This is a genomic window from Streptomyces alfalfae, from assembly GCF_004127445.1.
In the GTDB taxonomy this organism is placed as follows: domain Bacteria; phylum Actinomycetota; class Actinomycetes; order Streptomycetales; family Streptomycetaceae; genus Streptomyces; species Streptomyces alfalfae.
Map to the genome: position 1 here is coordinate 180,242 of NZ_QEXM01000041.1, position 20,373 is coordinate 200,614.

The following is a 20,373-nucleotide window of genomic DNA, read 5'->3' on the forward strand; positions in this document are numbered from 1 at the left end:
GGCGGTACGGGCGTCCGCGCCGGGCGGCGCTACTTCTCGGTGACGCCCGCCGAGTCGAACGTGGCCACCTCGTGCATCACGCGGGCCGCGCTCTGCACGACCGGCAGCGCGAGGAGCGCGCCCGTGCCCTCGCCGAGGCGGAGGTCCAGGTCGACCAGGGGGCGCAGGCCCAGCTTGTTCAGGGCCGCCACGTGGCCCGGCTCGGCGCTGCGGTGGCCCGCGATGCAGGCGGCCAGGACCTCGGGGGCGATGGCGCGGGCCACCAGGGCGGCGGCGCCGGCGCTCACGCCGTCCAGGATCACCGGCGTGCGCAGGGACGCGCCGCCGAGCAGGAGGCCCACCATGGCCGCGTGCTCCAGGCCGCCGACGGCCGCGAGGACGCCGATCGGGTCAGCCGGGTCCGGCTGGTGGAAGTCGAGGGCGCGGCGGACGACCTCGATCTTGCGGGTGTGCATCTCGTCGTTGATGCCGGTGCCGCGGCCGGTGACCTCAGCCGGGTCGGTGTCGGTGTAGACGGAGATGAGGGCCGCGGACGCGGTGGTGTTCGCGATGCCCATCTCGCCGGTGAGCAGCGCCTTGTTGCCCGCCGCCACGAGGTCGCGGGCCGTCTCGATGCCCACCTCGATGGCCGCCTTGACCTCTTCGCGGGTCAGGGCGGGGCCGGTGGTCATGTCGGCGGTGCCCGCGCGCACCTTGCGGGGCAGCAGGCCCGGCGTGGCCGGGAGTTCGCAGGCCACGCCGACGTCGATGACGCAGACCTCGGCGCCCACCTGGTTGGCGAAGGCGTTGCAGACCGCGCCGCCGCCGAGGAAGTTGGCGACCATCTGCGCGGTCACCTCCTGGGGCCAGGCGGTGACGCCCTGGGCGTGCACACCGTGGTCGCCCGCGAAGATCGCGACGGCCGCGGGCTCCGGGATCGGCGGCGGGCACATCCGGGACAGGCCGGAGAGCTGCGCGGAGATGATCTCCAGCATGCCGAGCGCGCCCGGCGGCTTCGTCATCCGCTTCTGGCGTTCCCAGGCCTCCCCGAGCGCCTTGGCGTCCAGCGGGCGGATGTTGGTGACGGTCTCGGCGAGCAGGTCGTGCGGGTCCTCGCCGGGCAGAGCGCGGCGGCCGTACGTCTCCTCGTGCACGACCCAGGAGAGCGGGCGGCGCTTGGACCAGCCCGCCTGCATCAGCTCGGGCTCGTCGGGGAACTCGTCGACGTATCCCACGCAGAGGTACGCGACCACTTCGAGGTGCTCGGGCAGGCCGAGGGCGCGGACCATCTCGCGCTCGTCGAAGAAGCTGACCCAGCCGACGCCGAGGCCCTCGGCGCGGGCGGCGAGCCAGAGGTTCTCGACGGCGAGCGCCGAGGAGTACGGGGCCATCTGCGGCTGGGTGTGCCGGCCGAGGGTGTGGCGGCCGCCGCGGGTGGGGTCGGCGGTGACGACGATGTTCACCGGGGTGTCGAGGATCGCCTCGATCTTCAGTTCCTTGAACTGCTTCGCGCGGCCCTTGGGCAGGGACTTGGCGTACGCGTCGCGCTGGCGCATGGCCAGGTCGTGCATCGAGCGCCGGGTCTCGGCGGACTTGATGACGACGAAGTCCCAGGGCTGGGAGTGGCCGACCGAGGGCGCGGTGTGCGCGGCCTCGAGGACGCGCAGCAGCACCTCGTGCGGGATGGGGTCGGAGCGGAAGCCGTTGCGGATGTCGCGGCGCTCGCGCATGACGCGCAGGACGGCCTCGCGCTCGGCGTCGTCGTAGCCGGGCGCGGCGGGGCCGGGCTCGGCCGCTTCCTCGTCGACGACGAGGGGTGCGGGGGCTGCCGCCTCCGCCGCCTCGGGGAACTCCGGTGCGGCGACGGCCTCGGGGGCCTCACTCGTCGCGGCTGCCGCGGGCTCCTCGGCATGCTGGGGTGCTGCTTGGGCCACTTCGGTCACTTCAGTCACTTCGTTCGCTTCGATCGGTTCGAACGAGATGACGTCGTCGGCCTCGTCCAACTCTTCGGCCTGGTCGGCCGCGCCCGCGGCGGCCGGGAACACGGCCGGGGCCACGGCGGCGGCCGGGTCCTGGGCGGGCTCGACGGTTTCGGCCCCCGCCTCGGCCTCGGCGCCGTCGCGCGGTCCCGGCACGGTCACGGCGGGCCGCGGGGTCTCCGGGGTGTCGTCGGCGGCCACGGGGTTCTCCGGGGCGCCCTCGGACTGGGGGGCCTGTGCCGCGTCCACGGGCGGCGCGAAGGCGGGGACGCCGTCCTGCTCCGGGACACCGTCCTGCTCCGGGGCGTCGGCCACGGGCCGGGGCGCCTGCTGGGCCACGGGCGGCTCGGCGCCGGGCGGGGCGGTCTCCGGGGCAGGGGCCTCTGGGGCGGCTGCCGCCTGCGGGGCGGGCTCGGCTGCGGGGGCGGGCTGGGTCTCCGGCGTGATCTCGGCTGCCGGAACGGCCGGAGCCTCGGGGGCGGCGGGGGCCTCCGGGGCGGCTACGGCTTCGGGGGCGGCGGTGGCCTCCGGTGCGGTGGGAACCTCCGGTGCGGCTACGGCCTCGGGCGCGACGACAGCCTCCGGCGCGGGCTCGACAGCGGGAGCGGGCTCGGCCGTCGGGGCAGGCTCGGCCGCCGGAACGGGCTCGGCCTCCGGAGCCACAGGCACCTCGGCAGCCACAGGCACCTCGGCGGCCACAGGCGTCTCCGGAGGCACGGGAGCCTCAGCGGCGGCAGCCTCCGGCACGGCAGCGGGCTCCGGGGCGGCGGGCGTCTCCTGGGCGGGCCCGGCCGCGGCCTCCTCCTGCGGTACGACGATCGGCTGCGGAGGCGTGGGCGCCAAGTGCGGCGTGGTCGGCACCGTGCCCTCGACCGGGACGAACTCGCCGATCGGCATGGCCGGCTGGGCGCCGCCGAGCGTCCCCTCGACCGGCGCGCAGGAGTCCTGCGGGGCCTCGGCCGGGTGGCCGCCCTCCGGCGCGAGGCCGGGCTGCGCGCCGAACCCGTCGGCCTGTGCCTGCGGGGCCTGGGCGACCCCGGTCTCCTCGACGTGCGCGGCCTGCGCGCTCTCCCACGGCTGCGCCGACGCGACGGCGAACGCGGGCTGCCCGGCGGCGGGCACCGCCCCCGGGAACGGCTCGGGCTGCTGTTCGCCCGGGAGCGGCGCGCCCTGAGCGTCGTACGAGGCCTGTGCGGCGTCCGGGACGACCGTTTCTCCAGTCGCCGAAGCGGCGGTCTCGGCCTGCGGCTGGGCCGCCTGCTCCGGCTGCTCCTGCGCGGCGGAAGGCTGCGGCTCCGGCGGGCCCCAGGGCGTACCGGCCTGCGGCGGGACCTCGCCGAGCTGCGGTCCGGGCAGGGCGGCGTCGTCACGCGGGGTGTCGAGGTACTCCGGGCCGGTCGCCGGCGGTCCCGCGGGGCGCGTCGGCGCGGCGGGGCCCCGGTCGGCGAGCGAACGCACCGGTCCCGCCGTGGCGTCGGGCACCGCCGGTCCGGTCGGGCCGTGGTGGAGCGGACGGCGGGCGGCGCCCGGGTGGGAGGCGGCGTCGGGCATACGGACCCCGTTCAGGTCGACGGAACCGCTGTCCCTGCCGGCCGTCTCGTGCGGGCCGGGGGCGTGGGCGGGCTGCGGCCGGGCCTGCGCCTCGCTCCAGGCGCCCTGGGAGCCGGGCATGAACAGCAGGTCGTCGTCATCGGCGGTGGAAGCGGAGGGGTCGGCCGGAGCCGTGAACGGATACGCACCCGGTGCGGGAACGCCCGGCTGCTGCGCCCCCATGCCCTGCACGGGCCCGGAAGGCACACCGTTGCCTGCGCCCTCCGGCAGCCCCTCGCCCGGGACCTGGCCGGTGTCGGTCATGCGTAACCCCTCGCCCATCGGTTAGTGCTTCTTCGACCGCCCCGCCGCCTTCGGCCGGGGAGGCCCCATCGCCCGGAGCGGCGCACCATCCGCCCGTCACCTTCAACGAGCGTGTGCGCCGAGCGGCACGAACCGCTCACCGGACAGAGGTATTGTCCCGGTCGGTCCGCCGTCATGGCAGCGTGATCGGCCACGGCCTGCTGTGGACTGCGCCACGTTGCGCGTCCCCCGGTGCTCGCCGTACCACACGCACCCCCCAATACGGGTGGATTTTCCGGACCCTCGACCGACGGACCGCCGGGCACCCGAGTGCGGTACAACGATCGGCCAGCCTACCCCGCGCCGATGTGCGGCAGGGTCACGGGGAACGGTCCTGCAGACGGCCCGTGAGCAGGAACGCAACGGTCCGTTTCTCTTCCCGCCAGGCCCGTGTGTCGAGCTCCACGGACTGCAGCAGGGCGCACTCCACGCCGTACCCGTGTTCGCTCAGATCCCTGCCGATGAGTTCGGCGGCGTCGCGTGTCGCGGCGTGCGTCACGATGCGCTCGGGGCGGCGGTCGGCGACCGCGGAGACGACGGCCGCTCCCCCGCCCCCCACGCGGACGACGTCGGGTTCGGGCAGGTCCTCCAGGATGTGCGGCGCGACGCCGTGCACGGTCTGCGCCTGGACCCCGAAGCGGCGTACGGCGGCGGTGGTGCGGCCGAGGGCGTCGGCGTCCCGGTCGACGGCGATCACGGCGGCGCCGAAGCGGGCCGCCTCCGCGGTGAAGGCGCCGCTGCCGCAGCCGATGTCCCAGACGAGGTCCCCCGGGCGTGGCCCGAGGCGGGCGAGCTGGGCGGCGCGCAGCCGGTCGTTCTCCCCCTCGCCGAGCCAGACGTCACCGCCGTACTCGGCGGCGGGCAGCGCCCAGCCGCGCGGCGAGGTGGCCGGTTCGCGCCCGGCGATCCAGCCGGTGTCGGGCGAGGCGGCGGTGCCCCCGATGACGATGACGACGTTCGGGTCGCGCCAGGAGTGGTCGGCGGCCTTGTCCGAGGTGACGACGGAGACCTGTTCGCGGTCGGTGCCGAGTTCCTCGCAGATCACGAAGGTGCGGTGGACGCCCTGGAGCAGCAGGCCGAGTTCGGCGGGGCCCGCGCCGGGCGAGGTGAGGACGGCGACCTTGGGGTGGGCGCGGCAGACGTTGACGGCGCGGCGCAGCGTGCGGCGGTGGGCGACCACGACCTCCGCGTCGTCCCAGGGCATGCCCGCGCGGGCGAACGCCTGGGCGACGGAGGAGACGGCGGGCACCACTTCGACCTCCAGGCCGAACTCGGGGGCGCGCAGGGTGCGTACGACTCCGAAGAAGCCGGGGTCGCCGTCGGCGAGGACCACGGCGGTGCCGCGGTGGGCGGCGATGCGGCGGGCGGCGAGGCTCACGCTGCCGAGGCGGATCCGCTCGGCGCGGGCGGGGACCTCGTCCAGTGCCAGGTGGTGGGCGGCGCCCGCCACGAGCGTGGCGGCGCTGAGCGCGGAACGTGCCGCGGCGGTCAGCGGCGTACCGTCCCAGCCGATCACCGTGACCCGGTCGGCCATCGTCGTTTCGTCTCCTGGGTTCTCGCGGGTCGTGTGTGCGGGGGCGGTGACGCGGGGTGCGACCGCGCACGCGGCCAGGGGCGAGCGTACCTGCTGCGCAGCGTGTGCGCCGGGTGGCGGGGGTGGGTCGGGTGCGCCGGGGCGGCCCCGGTTCAGTTCCAGTCGGAGAAGGCGGAGAAGCCGCTCTCGGCGAGGCTCTCGGAGACGCCTTCGAGGTCTTCGGGGAGGAGGCTCCACACGATGAGGTCGGTGCGCGCGTCGAGCCAGCCGCCGAAGGGGTCGCCGCCGTTCCTGACGCGGGCTATCCAGGCGCCGCGCAGGACGCCCTCGCTGATGCAGCCGATCTTCTGGGCGACCTGCTGGGCGGCGGTGTTGTCGGCGGCGGTGCGCAGTTCGACGCGTTCGAACCCGCGGTCGCGGAAGAGCCATTCGGCGGTGGCGAGCGCGGCCTCGGAGGCGTAGCCCTCGCCGCGGGCCCAGGGGGCGACGACGTAGCTCAGCTCCGTCGAGCGCACCCGCCAGTCGGTGGCGCGGAGTTGGATGATGCCCACAAGGCGCTGGGTGAGGAACTCGGTGACGGCGAGGACGATGCCGCGGCCCTCGGTGCGCTCGGCGGGGGCGAGGCGGGTGATCCAGGTGCGCGCGTGTTCCTCGGTGTAGGGCTCGGGCACGGAGGTCCAGGCCGTGACGAGTTCGTCGTTCATCATCTCCGCGTACGCGGGGACGTCCGCCTCTTCGAGGGGGCGCAGCACCAGCCGCTCCGTGCTGATGGAGATGTCGGGGAACACCTGATGTGCGGAGGAGCCCGAGGAGGCTGTTGTCATGCGCCGCTCCATAACCGTCTTAGACCTCGAGGACCTTCACCTTCAGGCCTTCCGAAGTGCCCAGCATGCAGCATGCACAGGCGCAGACGCACCACGGGGTCCTCTCCTTCGCCGGGAGGGGACCCCGCGGCCGCGGTGCGGGCGTCCCGCGCGCGGGACGCCGTTCAGCGCCCCGCGACGGGCAGGACGGAACCCTGGTACTCGTCCTCGATGAACTTCTCCACCTCGGGCGACGTCAGGAGTTCCGCCAGCTTCGCGATCCGCGGATCGTCCTGCTCGCCCTTCTTGGCCGCGAGGACGTTGTTGTAGGGATTGCCCTTCGGGGACTCCAGGAGGATGGCGTCCTTCTTGGGGCTGAGCCCGGCGTCCAGCGCGTAGTTGTTGTTGATGACCGCCGCGTCGAGGTCGTCGAGCGAGCGCGGGAGCTGCGCCGGGTCGAGCGGCTTGATGTCCAGCTTCTTCGGGTTGGACGTGATGTCCCCGGGCGTGGCGGCGCCGCCGACGCCCTTCTTGAGCCCGATGACGCCCCGGGAGGCGAGGAGCTGGAGCGCGCGGCCCTCGTTGGTCGTGTCGTTGGGGACGGCCACGGTCGCGCCGGGGCGGAGCGCCCGCACGTCCTTGGTCTTCTTCGCGTACACGCCCATGGGCGGCAGGTACACCTCGGTCACCGGGACCAGGTCCGTCTTCTTGGACGCGTTGAAGTCCTCGAGGTACGGGGTGTGCTGGTACAGGTTGGCGTCGAGGGAGCCCTCCTGGAGCGCGGTGTTCGGCGTGACGTAGTCCGTGAACTCCGTGATCCGCAGGTCGAGGCCCGCCTTCTCGGCGAGGTTGTCCTTGATGTACGCGAGGACCTCGCCGGCCGGGGTCGGGGTGGCCCCGACGACGAGCGTGTCGCCCGAGCCGCCGCCCGTGTCCGCGCCGCACGCGGTGAGCCCCAGCGTGAGGGCGAGGGACCCGGCCGCGGCGGCGATGAGGGACGTACGCATGGTCAGAACGCCGCGACGACGGCGCCGTCGTACTTGTCCTCGATGAACTTCTTGACCTCGGGCGAGGTGAGGAGCTTGGCGAGCTTCTTCACGCGCGGGTCGTCCTCGTCGCCCTTCTTGACGGCGAGGAAGTTGCCGTAGGGGTTGCCCTTGGCCTTCTCGGCGACGATGGCGTCCTTGGCGGGGCTGAGGGCGGGCTTCGCCTCCAGGGCGTAGTTGCCGTTGATCACCGCGGCGTCGACGTCACCCAGGCTGCGGGGCAGCGTGGGGGCCTCCAGCTCCTTGAACTTCAGGTTCTTGGGGTTCTTCGCGATGTCCTTGGGGGTCGCCTCGTAGCCGACGCCCTTCTTGAGCTCGATGAGGCCGTTGTCCGCGAGGAGCTTGAGCGCGCGCGCCTCGTTGGTGGTGTCGTTCGGGACGGCGACGGTGGAGCCGTTCTTCAGGTCGCCGAGCTTCTTGAGGCTCTTGGAGTACACACCGAGCGGCTCCAGGTGAACCGTGGCTCCCGCGACGGGCACGATGTCCGTGCCGTTCTTCTTGTTGAAGTCGTCCAGGTACGGCTTGTGCTGGAAGTAGTTGGCGAAGACCTCGCCCTGCTGGACGGCGGTGTTCGGGGTGACGTAGTCCGTGAACTCCTTGACCTCGAGGTCGAGGCCCGCCTTCTTGGCGAGGTTCTTCTGGACGTACGACAGGATCTCGCCCTGCGGCGTCGGGGTGGCGGCGACGATGAGCGGGCCGTCCTTGTCGGCGGCGCCCTTGTCGGAGCCGCAGGCGGTGAGCCCGAGGGTGAGGGCTCCGGCGGCGAGGACAGCGGTGGTGATCTTGGCGGTGTTACGCACGAAAAGTGCCTTTCTCCATGGGTGGTGCGGCCCCGCCGGGTGGGCGGGGAAGACTGCGGGGTCGCCCCCGGTCAGCCGGTCTTGGTGGGCGTCTCGGCGGTGGCGGTGCCGGGCAGCGCGCCGCGCAGCGGCCGGAAGAGCAGCAGCGGGGCCGAGCCGCCGCCGCGCTTGTGCAGCCTGCGGGCGGTGTAGTCGCCGACGAACTGGATGATCGAGATGACCACGGCGAGGATCGCCACCGTGATCCACATCAGCTCGGTCTCGAAGCGCTGGTAGCCGTAGCGCAGCGCGAGGTCGCCGAGGCCGCCGCCGCCGACCGTGCCCGCCATCGCGGAGTAGCCGATGAGGGCGACGATCGTGGTGGTGGCGCCGGAGATCAGCGAGGGCAGCGACTCGGGGACGAGGACCTTGCGCACGACGGTCCAGGTGGAGCCGCCCATCGACTGCACGGCCTCGACGAGACCGCCGTCGACCTCACGGATCGAGGTCTCCACCAGGCGCGCGAAGAACGGGATGGCGCCGACGGCCAGCGGCACGAGGGCGGCCTCGCGGCCGATGGTGGTGCCGGTGATCCAGCGGGTGAAGCCCATGAGAGCCACCATCAGGATGATGAAGGGCATCGAGCGGGCGATGTTCACGACCTGCCCGATGACCTTGTTGAGCACGGCGTTCTGGAGGAGCGCGCCGCGCTCGGTGAGGACGAGCAGGACGCCCAGCGGCAGTCCGGCGACGACGGCGATGAGCGTCGACCAGCCCACCATGTAGAGGGTGTCCCAACAGGCCTGCTCCAGCAGGGGCTGCATCTCCGACCAGGTCATTTGGCACCTTCCTTGACCAGCTGCGGCTCGCTCTCCGGCGTCGGCGCGGGGTCCTCGCCCGCGATGTCGACCTGGAGGCCCTGCTCGCGCAGGAAGCCGATGGGCACGACGTTGTCCTCGAAGCGGCCGGGCAGCTCGATGCGCATCCGGCCGACCTGCTTGCCCGCGACGGTGTCCATCGCGGCGCCCAGGATCGAGATGTCGATGTTGTACGTGCGGGAGAGCTGGGAGATGACGGGCCGGGTGGCGGCCTCGCCGAGGAACGTCACGTCGACGACGGTGCGGTCGTCGCCCGTGGTGTCGCCGCTGACCGGGAAGAGCGCGGCGGCCAGCTCGGAGCCGGGCGTCGCGAGCAGTTCGCTGACGGTGCCGGACTCGACGATCCGCCCGCTCTCCATGAGGGCGGCGGAGTCGCAGACGCTCTTGACGACGTCCATCTCGTGGGTGATGAGCAGGACGGTCAGGCCGAGCTGCTGGTTGAGGTCGCGCAGGAGCTGGAGGATGGAGCGGGTGGTCTCCGGGTCGAGGGCGCTGGTGGCCTCGTCGGAGAGCAGCACCTTGGGGTCGCCGGCGAGCGCGCGGGCGATGCCGACGCGCTGCTTCTGGCCGCCGGAGAGCTGCGCCGGGTAGGACCGGGCCTTGTCGGCGAGGCCGACCAGGTCGAGCAGTTCGAGGGCCTTGCGGGAGCGTGCCTGGCCGGAGAGGCCGAGGATTTCGAGCGGCAGCTCGACGTTGTCCTGCACGGTGCGCGAGGACAGCAGGTTGAAGTGCTGGAAGACCATGCCGATGCGGCTGCGGGCCTCGCGCAGCTCCTTGCCCGCGCGCGGGCCGCGGCCGGCGAGGGCGGTGAGGTCCTGACCGGCGACGGTCACGGTGCCGGAGGTGGGGCGCTCCAGGAGGTTGACGCAGCGGATCAGGGAGGATTTGCCGGCGCCTGACTGGCCGATGACGCCGTACACCTCACCCTCGCGGACGTGCAGGTCGACTCCGTCGAGAGCGGTTACTTCACGACCGCGTGAGCGGTAGACCTTGGTGAGGCCGGAAGTGGTGATCACAGGGGATTCCGTCACTGTCGAGTGCGCGGCGCGGATGTGGCCGGGCACGGGGCATTCGTTCGGAACGCGGCACGGTTCTCGCGGTGGCGAGGTGAACCGGAGGACGTGTGCGCGGGGCGGGCTCGCTTCCTGCGTCGGTACGGCTTACATCGCGTACGTCGTGCAGGGGCGCGGCACAGCGGCTTCGCTTCGGGGCGCGAGGCTCAGAGGTGGTGCGGGGGCCCTCAGAAGGCGCACATTCGACACATACAACGAGCACCGGGCGTCGTCATCGCCTCGGTCGCAAGGGTGCGGCTGCTCGTCGTGGTCATGGGCCAAGTAAAACACGCGTGAGAGGCCGGGCCGCCACCGCTGTCCGGAATGCGGACAGGCGTGGGACGGGCGCGGACGACCGGTGCGGGCGGTCCGTCCGGCGGGCGCGATCCCCGCCCGGTCCGCCGTGGCCTGCGCCGATGCGGCGGAGAGGGCCCCGGACGGCCTCGTCCGCCGGCGGCTCGGGGCGTGGCGCGTTGTGGTCAACGCCACGGTCGGCCCGCCGGGGACCCCGGGGGCACGCGCATCGGGTCAAAGGGGCCGTAATAAAGTCACGGGCATGCTTGACGCCCTGACGATCGCGACCGCGGTGGCCGCGCTCGCCCTCGCCGCCTGGTGCGGTTTCGCCGCCTACCGCGACCAGCCGACCAAGGACTGGCACTTCATCGGCATGGGCGTGGTGACCGTTCTCGCCCTGGCGCAGCTGATCGTGGGCATCGTCCGGCTGGCTCGCGGGGAGGACCCGGAGCAGGGCGCGACGATCTTCGTGGCGTATCTGCTCGGCTCCTTCGCCTGCGTCCCCGCCGCGGGTTTCATGTCCCTGGCCGAGCGCACCCGCTGGGGCTCGGCGACGGTCGCCGCGGGCGGCGTGGTCCTCGCCGTGCTCGAAGTGCGGCTCTACGACATCTGGGGTGGCTGAGATGACCGTGACCGAGCCCGAGGAGAACGAGGCGCCCGCGGGCCGCGGGCAGAAGCTGATCACCGGCCCCGGCATCCTGCTGGTCTGGCTGTACGGCGTGATGGTCGTCGGCGCGGTGTCGCGCTCCGCCGTGCAGATCTCCACGGACTTCGGCAAGGCCCCGCTGGCGTACTCGCTCTCCGCGCTCGCGGGCCTCGTCTACGGCTTCATCACGTACTCGCTGGTGCGTGGCGGGGACACGGCCCGCAGGGCGGCGCTGGTGTGCTGCGCCGCCGAGCTGGTCGGCGTGCTGGGCGTCGGCGCCTGGACCCTCGCGGAGCCCTCCGCGTTCCCCGACGCCACGGTCTGGTCGGACTTCGGGATGGGGTACCTGTTCATCCCGGTGATCCTGCCGGTGACGGCGATCTTCTGGCTGCGGAGGGCCCGCCGGACCGCGCCCCGGTAGGGACGCGGGGACACCGGCGGCGGAGCGCTAGGCGCTGGTCACGAAGGCGTCGGCCGGGATGTCCTTGGCGAGCGTGATCCGGGTGAGCCGCTCGTTCACGTACTGCGTGCCCACGGGGGCGTATCCGTGCTTCCGGTAGAGCTGGAGGTTCTGCTCGCTGCGGTGGCCCGACAGGAGCTGGAAGCACTTCGCGGCGCCCGCGGCGCCGAGGCGCCGCTCGACCGCGTCGAGGAGCCGCCCGCCGAGACCGTGCCGCTGCATGCGCGGGTGGACGATGAGCTTTCCGATACGGGCCGTGCCGTCCGCGTCGACCGTGCCGCGCACGGAGGCCACCACCTCGTCGCCGAGGCGCGCCACGAGCACCGTCCCCGAGGTCAGCTCGGCCTTGATGGAGTCGAGGGTCTGGGTCAGCGGCTCGATCGAGTAGTCGCCGTAGAGCTCCGCCTCGCTCTGGTAGCAGAGGTACTGCAGTTTGAGGATCTGTTCGGCGTCCGCTTCGGCCGCCTCCGAGATGGTCACGCTCATGCCCATGTGTGCATGCCTCCCGCTCACCTGCTCCACCGGTTGTCCCTCACTCCCTTCCCCACGGGCCGGGAGACGCAACCTCTGCCGCGAGCATTCTGCGCAGGCATCCCAGGCAGCGGGAACGTTCCGGCCCCAGACTCCCCTGTGACATTCCCAACGCTCCTGCGATTTCCCGGTAGGTGAGGTCCCTGGGGGACAGGAGCGCGGCCATGAGGCGGGGGCAGCGGCCGGGCAGTCTGCGGACCGCCGCGTGCAGGGCGGCGCGCCGGTCGGCCCCCAGGACGCGGTCCTCGGGGCCGCGCCGGTGGTCGTCGGCGGGCTCCGCCGCGTAGGCGGTCTCCCGTCCGGCGGTACGGCGGCTGCGGCGCGCCTCGGCCCGGACCGTGCCGCGCAGCCACAGGGCCGGGTCGGCGGGCGGCCCCTCGGCCGCCAGGCGCTCCAGGAGCCGCAGCCACACCGTCTGCTCCAGGTCGCCGGGGTCGGCGCCGGGGCCGAGGGTCTCGGCGGACGCCTCGGCGGCGAGCAGCGGCCGCAGGGCGAGGATGAGCGTGGGCAGGGCCTCGTACGTCATGCACGGCGGGACGCGCCGCTCCCGGACGGAGGTTTCCGGGGCGGCGTTTCCTCACCCCGACCGGGGTGCGGACGGTCAGTCGTTGACGAAGTCCGCGGCCGCGAGGAGCGCGGTGTCGCAGTTGTCGGAGAAGATGCCGTCGATGCCCGTCTCGAAGTAGGCCTTGAACGCGCCGAAGGCGTCGCCGTAGGCGCTCGGGTCGGCGCCCTTCCTGAAGTCCACCGGCAGGAAGGTGTTCTCGTTGCGCATCGTGTACGGGTGCAGGATCAGCCGTGCGGCGTGCGCGTCCTCGACGAGCGTGGTCGGGGCGCCGAGGGCGCCGTCGGACGTGCGCGGGATGACCAGGTCGAGGGTCGGGCCGATGCCCTGCGCGTAGCCGGCCATCCACCGCAGGCCCTTGGGCGTGATCAGGTCGGCGACGGTGCGCGGGTCGCCCGCCTCCACGAAGTCCCAGGGGCGCGTCTTCGCACCGGACAGCAGGACGACGCGCGGCGCGGAGACCAGCTTGGCCAGGCGCTGGATGCTGCTGGGCTCGAAGGACTGCAGGAAGTTCGGCGAGTTCTTCGTGTGCCGGCCGTAGCGGCGCAGCAGCTTGGCGAGCGGCTCCTCCAGGCCGAGGCCCAGCTTGCGGAAGTAGGTGGGGTGCTTGGTCTCGATGTGCAGCCAGATCTCCCTGCCCCGCTTGCGGCCCTCCTTCTCGGCCCACCGGAAGACCTCCTCCAGGGTGGGCACCGCCCAGCGGCCGTCGTAGAGGGTGTTGTTCCGGCGCGTGCCCGGGATGCGCTCCTTGGCGCGCAGGGTCTTCAGCTCGGCGAGGGTGAAGTCCTCGGTGAACCAGCCGGTGAGCGAGGCGCCGTCCACGGACTTCGTGGTCTTGCGGGAGGCGAACTCGGGGTGTGCCGCGACGTCGGTGGTCGCGGTGATGTCGTTCTCGTGACGGCACACCAGGTGGCCGTCCTTGGTGGGCACGACGTCCTGTTCGATGACGTGCGCGCCCATGTCCAGGGCGAGCTGGTAGGCGCCGAGCGTGTGCTCGGGCCGGTAGCCGCTGGCGCCCCGGTGCGCGACGACGGTCGGCTTCGGCAGGCTCTTGTATCCGCCCCCGCCGTGCCCGTGTCCGTGCCGCGCCTCGGCTCTCGCCACGCCGGGCAGTCCGATCGCGGCGGCGCCCGCGCCGAGGACCGCCGCCCCCAGTACCGCTCGCCGACCCCGGTTCGTCCCCGGCTGCTGCTGACCCGACTCCTGCGTCGCCATTGGCGCTCCTCCCGATGTACCGCTGCCTTGCACCTGACAAAGCGGGACTGATCGTAGGTGGCCGGGAGTGACCAGAGGGAGACCCTGGACGGAACGTCAGGATGACGCGATATGGCGAATGGGCGCACGATGGAGGGGGCAGGCGTACGGAACCTTCGCTACGCGGAGAGAAGTGTGTGCGTGACAAGGACCACTGCTTCGGGCCACACCCGCCGCACGGGGATACCGTCTTCGCGAGGGCCACGCTCCCGGGCGGCTTCGCACGGGGCCGGGTCATCGCCGCGTGTCGAAGGCGTGAACCCGATGTGCGAGAGACGGTGACCCGCGAGTACCGTACTCACCTGCACTTACCCGTCATTCACCTCGTCGACCCGTTGAACCCGGAGGGCTCGTTGTCCCGTCTAGCGCTCATCAAGGCAGTGCTCGGACCGATCTTGCGCCTGATGTTCCGTCCACGGGTAGAGGGCGCCGAGAACATCCCCGGGACCGGACCGGTCATCCTGGCCGGCAACCACCTGACGTTCATCGACTCGATGATCCTGCCGCTCGTGACCAACCGCCCGGTGTACTTCATCGGCAAGGACGAGTACGTCACCGGCAAGGGCCTCAAGGGCCGCCTCATGGCGTGGTTCTTCACGGGCGTCGGCATGATCCCGGTGGACCGCGACGGCGGCCGCGGCGGTGTGGCCGCGCTGATGACGGGGCGTCGCATCCTCGACGACGGCAGGGTCTTCGGCATCTACCCCGAGGGCACGCGCTCCCCCGACGGGCGGCTCTACCGGGGCCGCACGGGCATCGCCCGGCTGACCCTGATGACCGGCGCGCCCGTCGTCCCCTTCGCGATGATCGGCACGGACAAGCTCCAGCCCGGCGGCAAGGGCGTGCCGCGCCCCGGCAAGGTGACGGTCCGCTTCGGCGAGGCGATGGAGTTCTCCCGGTACGACGGCATGGACCGCGACCGCTACGTGCTGCGGGCCGTGACGGACTCCGTGATGACGGAGGTCATGCTGCTGTCGGGCCAGGAGTACGTGGACATGTACGCCACGAAGGCGAAGGCGGCGTAGACCCGCGGGGCCTGAGCGGCTCCGTCCCCGGTTTTCGGTTTTCGCGGGCCCGGTTTTCGCGGGCCCGGTTTTCGCCCGCCAGTTCGTCGTCGCTGGTCGCGCGGTTCCCCGCGCCCCTGAACCCCTGCCCCGGGCGTCGCCTCGTGGCACTGAGCCCCGCGCCCCCGGCCGCTCAGTGCTCGACGCCGTCCTCCAGTTCCTGGCCCTTCAGCAGGAACCACGCCACCACGGCCGTGGCCAGCAGGACCACCGCCCCCACGCCGGAGGCGAACCGCAGGCCGTCCACGAAGGACGTCTGGGCCGCGTGCAGGAGCGCTTCCGCCTCGTGAGGGGGAAGGTCCCGCGTCGATTCGACCGCGCCGCCCAGTGACTCGTGGGCGGCCGACGCCACGTCGGACGGGGTGCCCGGCGGCGCCGTGAAGTCGCGGTAGACGCCCGTCACGATGGAGCCGAGCAGCGCGATGCCGAGGGCCGCGCCCAGTTCGTACGCCGTCTCCGAGACCGCGGAGGCCGCGCCCGCCTGCTCCTTGGGCACGCTGGAGAGGATCACGTCGGCCGTCACGGTGAACGAGAAGCCCGCGCCGATGCCGACCACCAGCAGCGAGGCGCCGAGCAGCGGATAGCCGGTGTGCTGGCTCAGCCCCGTGAGCACGGCGAGCGAGAGCCCCACCGCCGCGAGCCCGCCCGCGACCACGATCCGTACGGAGAACCGCCGGGCCACCACGCCCGCGATCAGGCCCGCGGCGACCGCCCCCACGGCGGCGGGCAGTTCGGCGAGGCCGGCCTCGAACGGCCTCCTGCCCTGCACGAGTTGCAGGAACTGGGAGAGGAAGAAGACCAGGCCGGAGAGGCCGAGCACGGTCAGCAGGTCGGCGAGGACCGCCCCGGAGAAGCCGCGGTTGCTGAAGAGCCGCATGTCGAGGAGCGGTGCGCGCAGCGTGAGCTGACGGCGTACGAACCAGGTCAGCGCGGCCACACCGACCACCGCCGCCGCCACGGCGTCCCAGCGGAGCCCGTGCGCCGCCGCCTCCTTGATGGCGTACACGACGGCGATCATGCCGACCAGGGAGAGCAGGACGCTCAGCAGGTCCCAGGGGCCCGGCGCCGGGTTCTTCGACTCGGGCAGCAGCTTGATGCCGACCAGGACGAGAACCGCCATCACCGGCAGGTTGATGAGGAAGACCGAGCCCCACCAGAAGTGTTCGAGCAGGAAGCCGCCGACGACGGGCCCGACGGCCGCGCCCGCCGAGGCCATGGCGCCCCAGATGCCGACGGCGAGGCTCCGCTCGCGCGGGTCGTGGAAGATGTTGCGGATCAGCGCGAGGGTGGACGGCATCAGGGTCGCGCCCGCCACGCCGAGCAGCGCACGGGCCAGGATCATCAGCTCCGGGCTCGTGGCATAGGAGTTGAGGACGGACACCGCGCCGAAGGCCACCGCTCCGCAGAGCAGCAGCTTCTTCCTGCCGATCCGGTCGCCGAGGCTGCCCATGGAGACGAGCAGGCCCGCGATGACGAAGGAGTAGACGTCACCGATCCACAGCAGCTGCGTGCCGGAGGGTTCGAGGTCCTCGCTGATGTACGGCGTCGCCAGGCCGAGCACGGTCGCGTCGACGGCGACCAGGAGGACGGCGAGGACGAGCACGGCGAGCGCGAGCCAGCGGGCCGCGCCGCGCTCCGCGTCCGGCCTGGTCCGCTCCTTGATGCTGGTCATGAGTCCACTCTCCGCTGTGCGCCGCCGATCAGCAGCTCGGCGATCATGTACGAGAAGTCCTTGGCGGCCACCCGGCCGTCCTGCACGGCCCAGGCGCCGGAGCCGATGAGGCCGTAGAACGCCTCCGTGAGCCAGGCGGGCGTCAGGTCGATGCGGAGCTCCCCGCTCTCCTGGCCCCTGCGGAAGAGCGCGGCCAGGCGGGCGTCGATGTGGGCCCAGCCGTCGTGCTGGGTGTCGCCCTCGAAGAGCTGGTTCTCCGTGTACAGGAACGCGAGGAGCCCGGCGGCCGGCTCGATCTCCTCGACCAGGCGCCGCAGCGCGTCCGGCACACCGCCCGCGTCCAGCTCGGCCCGGTCGAGGGCGGCCTCGCACTCCTGGAGTCCCAGCTCCTCCAGCGCGCGGACGAGCGCGTCGCGCCCCGCGAAGTGGCGGTGCAGGGTGGCCCGGCTGATGCCCGCGGCGCGGGCGACCTCGTCCATGGTGGACGTGGCCTTGCGGGTGAGCAGGGCGGCGGCGCTGCGCAGGACCTGGTCGCGATCGACTGACATGAGACAACCATAGAACATGTGAGACAGTGACGTCTCACCACGGGGGTGCGCCTCTCAGTGCCAGGGCAGCTCCGCGCGCCGCGCCCAGTACTCCCCCGGCTCCTCCGCGAGCCCCTTCAGCCGCTCGGCGGTGTCCGCGTCGAGGTCGACCGCGGCGGCGTGCAGGTTCGACACCAGCTGGGCCGAGGTCGCCGCGCCGGACAGGACCACGCCCGACCACGGCTCGCGCAGCACCGCCGCGAGCGCCACGGCGTCGCAGCCGTACCCCGTCCGCTCGGCGGCCTCGCGCAGCGCGGCGGGCGCGTGCGGGGCGGCGGCGAGCCTGCCGTTGGCCACGCCTTCCTTGACGATGACGGTGAGCCCGGCGTCATGGGCCTCGGCGAGCGCGGGGCCCGCCGAGGTCTCCAGGAGGTTGTACGTGGCCTGGACGGTGCGGAAGAGCGGTTCCCCGTCGACCGTCACCGCGAGGGCGGCGCGGATCGCGGACGCCTGGTCGGGGCCGCTCACGGAGAGGCCGACGGTCACGCCCTCGGCGGCCAGCGCGGCGAGCCGGGCGTGCAGCTCCTTGTCGGCGAGCGCCGGGCTCCCGGGCGTGACGGAGTGGACCTGGTAGAGGTCGAGCCGGTCGCCGAGCAGTCCGGCCGTCTCCGCGCGCTGACGGTCGTAGGCGGCGGCGCCGTGGTCCTTGACCTCGTGCGGGCCCTCGACGTGGATGCGCCAGTCCGCCGTGTACGTGTAGCCCCACTTGCTGCCGACGACGACGTCCCGCGCGTCGGGCCTGGCCCGCAGCCACTCGCCGAGGAACTCCTCGGAGCGGCCGTACGAGCGGGCGGCGTCGACGTACCTGACGCCCGTCGCGTACGCGGCGTCGAGCAGTTCGAAGGTGCGCTCGCGCAGGGCCTCGACGCTGCGGGCGACCGGCAGGTCGCCCTCCCTGCCCAGGGTGATGTAGCCGGGCCTGCCGACGGCGGCGAGGCCGAGCCCCAGGTGCGCGGTCGGGGTCGTGGCTGCGGCCAGCCGGGCGAAGGGCATCGCGGACTCCTCGGAGGGTGGTCGTACGGGCGTTCCCGACAACGTAACCCGCGGGGCCCGCGACGCCCGTGACCTCACGTCACGTACGGGCGTTCGCCCACTCCCGCTGGGCCGCCAGGTCCGCCTTGACCTCGGCGAGCTGTACGGCGACCGCCGAGGGCGCCGTACCGCCGCGGCCGTCGCGGGAGGCGAGCGCGCCCGGCACGTTCAGGACGGTGCGGACCTCGGGGGTGAGGTGCTCGGAGATCTTCGCGAACTGCTCGTCGGTGAGGGCGTCGAGCTCCTTGCCCTCCGCCTCGGCGACCTTCACGCACTCGCCCGCGACCTCGTGCGCGACGCGGAACGGCACGCCCTGCTTGACCAGCCACTCGGCGATGTCGGTGGCGAGCGAGAAGCCGGCCGGGGCCAGCTCCTCCATGCGCTCGCGGTTGACGGTGAGCGTGGCCATCATGCCGGTGAAGGCGGGCAGCAGCACTTCGAGCTGGTCGCAGGAGTCGAAGACCGGCTCCTTGTCCTCCTGGAGGTCGCGGTTGTAGGCGAGCGGGAGGGCCTTGAGGGTGGCCATCAGGCCCGTCAGGTTGCCGATGAGGCGGCCCGACTTGCCGCGCGCCAGCTCGGCGATGTCCGGGTTCTTCTTCTGCGGCATGATCGAGGAACCGGTCGAGAAGGCGTCGTGGAGGGTGACGAAGGAGAACTCCTTCGTGTTCCAGATGATGATCTCCTCGGCGATCCGGGAGAGGTTCACGCCGATCATCGCGGTGACGAAGGCGAACTCTGCGGCGAAGTCGCGCGAGGCGGTGCCGTCGATGGAGTTGCCCGCGCTCCCGTGCTCGAAGCCCAGCTCCTTGGCGACGGCCTCCGGGTCGAGCCCGAGGGACGACCCGGCGAGCGCGCCCGAGCCGTACGGCGACACGGCCGTGCGGGCGTCCCACTGCCGCAGCCGCTCGGCGTCCCGGGAGAGGGACTGGACGTGCGCCAGGACGTGGTGGGCGAAGAGGACCGGCTGCGCGTGCTGGAGGTGCGTGCGCCCCGGCATGGCGACGTCCGGGTGCGCCTCGGCGAGGCCGACGAGCGCGCCCTGAAGGTCGGCGATGAGACCGCCGATGATCCGCGCGTGGTCCCGCAGATACATCCGGAAGAGCGTCGCCACCTGGTCGTTGCGGGACCGTCCGGCCCGCAGCTTGCCGCCGAGATCGGGGCCGAGCCGCTCGAGGAGGCCGCGCTCCAGGGCGGTGTGCACGTCCTCGTCGGCGACGGCGCCGACGAACGAACCGTCGGCCACGTCCGCTTCGAGCTGGTCCAGCCCGGCCAGCATGCGGGTCAGCTCGTCCTCGGTGAGCAGGCCCGCCTTGTGCAGGACGCGCGCGTGGGCACGGGACCCGGCGATGTCGTACGGCGCGAGGCGCCAGTCGAAGTGGACGGACGCGGACAGCTTCGCCAGGGCCTCGGCGGGGCCGTCGGCGAACCGTCCGCCCCAGAGCCGGACGTCACCGCTGTTGCTGCTCACTACGTGCTCCTTCGAAGCGCGGGCTCTCCACGGCGGCTCGTACGCCGCCCCTCACCATGCATGCATGAGTATGCAGAACTCTGCATGATTCGTCAATCGACGACGACCGGCCGCGTGCGTCGGTCGAACGCGCCGGCACGTGTCGACCGAAGTCGTCGGACATCCGCCGAGCCAGGGCGAATAATCCGTGGACATGGGAAAGACCTACGAACGCATAGACGGCAGGCTGCGCACCTTCATCGAGGAGCAGCCGATGTTCTTCACGGCGACCGCGCCCCTCGCCGACGACGGCACGATCAACCTCTCGCCCAAGGGCCTCAAGGGCTCCTTCGCCATCATCGACGAACTGACCGTCGCCTACCTGGACTTCGCGGGCAGCAACGCCGAGACCATCGCGCACCTTCGCGAGAACGGCCGCATCACCCTCATGTGGTGCGCCTTCCAGGGCCCGCCCAACATCGTCCGGGTGCACGGCCGAGGCGAGCCCGTCTTCCGCGACGACCCGCGCTTCCCGGGGCTCCTCGGCCACTTCCCCGACAGCGGCCCCGACCAGCACGGCCTGCGGGCCGTCATCGTCGTGACGGCGGACCTCATCCGCGACACCTGCGGCTACGCGGTGCCGTTCATGTCGTACGACGAGGACCGCGATCTGCACGCCAAGCGGTTCGCGCGCGAGGACGACGCGTCGCTCAACGCGTACTTCGAGAAGAAGGAGCACATCGCCCGGAGCATCGACGGGCTGCCGGGGCTCCCGCTCCCCCTGCCGCCCACCCCGCCGGGGGTGACCGTCCCCGAACCCGCCGCCACCGAACCGGCCGCCCCGGAGCCGACCGGTTCCGTGTAGCGACCACATACCG

At 72.7% G+C, this 20,373-nt stretch carries 18 protein-coding genes; 4 read left to right on the forward strand and 14 right to left on the reverse strand.

All coding sequences use genetic code 11. The annotated features are described in order from the left end of the window. Positions 1-29 precede the first annotated feature (29 nt). The 7 genes from cobT to DCW30_RS20355 form a co-directional block, all read right to left on the reverse strand. The gene (gene cobT, locus DCW30_RS20325; protein ID WP_129299905.1) at positions 30-3,812 is read right to left on the reverse strand and encodes a nicotinate-nucleotide--dimethylbenzimidazole phosphoribosyltransferase; all 3,783 of its coding nucleotides are present in this window, start codon (positions 3,810-3,812) and stop codon (positions 30-32) included. A gap of 358 nt (positions 3,813-4,170) precedes the next feature. Continuing rightward, positions 4,171-5,385: a precorrin-6y C5,15-methyltransferase (decarboxylating) subunit CbiE gene (gene cbiE / locus DCW30_RS20330; protein ID WP_076687090.1), complete on the reverse strand. Its 1,215-nt coding sequence runs from the start codon at positions 5,383-5,385 to the stop codon at positions 4,171-4,173. A gap of 152 nt (positions 5,386-5,537) precedes the next feature. After that, positions 5,538-6,209, reverse strand: a complete 672-nt coding sequence (locus DCW30_RS20335) for a GNAT family N-acetyltransferase (RefSeq protein ID WP_076687089.1) — start codon at positions 6,207-6,209, stop codon at positions 5,538-5,540. A gap of 164 nt (positions 6,210-6,373) precedes the next feature. Next, entirely contained in the window at positions 6,374-7,195 is an 822-nt protein-coding gene (locus DCW30_RS20340) for a MetQ/NlpA family ABC transporter substrate-binding protein (RefSeq protein WP_076687088.1), read from the reverse strand. 2 nt (positions 7,196-7,197) lie between these two features. Then, entirely contained in the window at positions 7,198-8,034 is an 837-nt protein-coding gene (locus DCW30_RS20345) for a MetQ/NlpA family ABC transporter substrate-binding protein (protein ID WP_062779448.1), read from the reverse strand. Positions 8,035-8,105: 71 nt separating this feature from the next. Continuing rightward, positions 8,106-8,852 carry a methionine ABC transporter permease gene (locus tag DCW30_RS20350; protein ID WP_076687087.1) on the reverse strand — a complete coding sequence of 249 codons (747 nt, stop codon included), beginning with the start codon at positions 8,850-8,852 and terminating at the stop codon, positions 8,106-8,108. After that, entirely contained in the window at positions 8,849-9,907 is a 1,059-nt protein-coding gene (locus DCW30_RS20355; RefSeq protein WP_076687086.1) for a methionine ABC transporter ATP-binding protein, read from the reverse strand. The genes DCW30_RS20350 and DCW30_RS20355 overlap by 4 nt, the downstream gene beginning before the upstream one ends. Positions 9,908-10,499: 592 nt before the next feature. On the opposite strand from DCW30_RS20355, the gene DCW30_RS20360 reads away from it, so the two are divergent. Beyond that, positions 10,500-10,859, forward strand: coding sequence for a hypothetical protein (locus DCW30_RS20360; protein ID WP_076687085.1), 360 nt, complete (start codon positions 10,500-10,502; stop codon positions 10,857-10,859). Between the two features lies 1 nt (position 10,860). Continuing rightward, positions 10,861-11,304, forward strand: coding sequence for a hypothetical protein (locus tag DCW30_RS20365; protein ID WP_076687084.1), 444 nt, complete (start codon positions 10,861-10,863; stop codon positions 11,302-11,304). A 27-nt stretch (positions 11,305-11,331) separates the two neighbouring features. On the opposite strand, the gene DCW30_RS20370 is transcribed toward DCW30_RS20365, so the two are convergent. The 3 genes from DCW30_RS20370 to DCW30_RS20380 all read right to left on the reverse strand — a co-directional run bounded on the left by DCW30_RS20370 (position 11,332) and on the right by DCW30_RS20380 (position 13,654). Continuing rightward, a complete protein-coding gene (locus DCW30_RS20370; protein ID WP_076687083.1) occupies positions 11,332-11,835 on the reverse strand; it encodes a GNAT family N-acetyltransferase in 504 nt (167 codons plus the stop codon). 40 nt (positions 11,836-11,875) lie between these two features. Further along, positions 11,876-12,400, reverse strand: coding sequence for a sigma-70 family RNA polymerase sigma factor (locus tag DCW30_RS20375; RefSeq protein WP_062779437.1), 525 nt, complete (start codon positions 12,398-12,400; stop codon positions 11,876-11,878). Between the two features lie 75 nt (positions 12,401-12,475). Continuing rightward, the gene (locus tag DCW30_RS20380) at positions 12,476-13,654 is read right to left on the reverse strand and encodes a glycerophosphodiester phosphodiesterase (protein ID WP_062779435.1); all 1,179 of its coding nucleotides are present in this window, start codon (positions 13,652-13,654) and stop codon (positions 12,476-12,478) included. A gap of 374 nt (positions 13,655-14,028) precedes the next feature. Between DCW30_RS20380 and DCW30_RS20385 the strand changes: the two genes are divergently transcribed. Next, positions 14,029-14,718 carry a lysophospholipid acyltransferase family protein gene (locus DCW30_RS20385; RefSeq protein ID WP_076689524.1) on the forward strand — a complete coding sequence of 230 codons (690 nt, stop codon included), beginning with the start codon at positions 14,029-14,031 and terminating at the stop codon, positions 14,716-14,718. A gap of 172 nt (positions 14,719-14,890) precedes the next feature. Here DCW30_RS20385 and DCW30_RS20390 read toward each other — a convergent pair whose 3' ends face one another. The 4 genes from DCW30_RS20390 to argH all read right to left on the reverse strand — a co-directional run bounded on the left by DCW30_RS20390 (position 14,891) and on the right by argH (position 19,516). Further along, on the reverse strand, positions 14,891-16,429 hold the full coding sequence (locus tag DCW30_RS20390) for an MFS transporter (protein ID WP_076687082.1): 1,539 nt from the start codon (positions 16,427-16,429) through the stop codon (positions 14,891-14,893). Beyond that, complete coding sequence (locus tag DCW30_RS20395) at positions 16,426-16,977, reverse strand: TetR/AcrR family transcriptional regulator (RefSeq protein ID WP_062779429.1); 552 nt, start codon at positions 16,975-16,977, stop codon at positions 16,426-16,428. Before DCW30_RS20395 ends, DCW30_RS20390 begins: the two co-directional genes overlap by 4 nt. Before the next feature lie 54 nt (positions 16,978-17,031). Next, the gene (locus DCW30_RS20400; protein ID WP_076687080.1) at positions 17,032-18,009 is read right to left on the reverse strand and encodes an aldo/keto reductase; all 978 of its coding nucleotides are present in this window, start codon (positions 18,007-18,009) and stop codon (positions 17,032-17,034) included. A 79-nt stretch (positions 18,010-18,088) separates the two neighbouring features. Next, positions 18,089-19,516: an argininosuccinate lyase gene (gene argH, locus DCW30_RS20405; RefSeq protein WP_076687079.1), complete on the reverse strand. Its 1,428-nt coding sequence runs from the start codon at positions 19,514-19,516 to the stop codon at positions 18,089-18,091. 193 nt (positions 19,517-19,709) lie between these two features. On the opposite strand from argH, the gene DCW30_RS20410 reads away from it, so the two are divergent. Continuing rightward, positions 19,710-20,360, forward strand: a complete 651-nt coding sequence (locus tag DCW30_RS20410) for a pyridoxamine 5'-phosphate oxidase family protein (protein ID WP_079250428.1) — start codon at positions 19,710-19,712, stop codon at positions 20,358-20,360. The last annotated feature ends 13 nt before the right edge of the window (positions 20,361-20,373 follow it).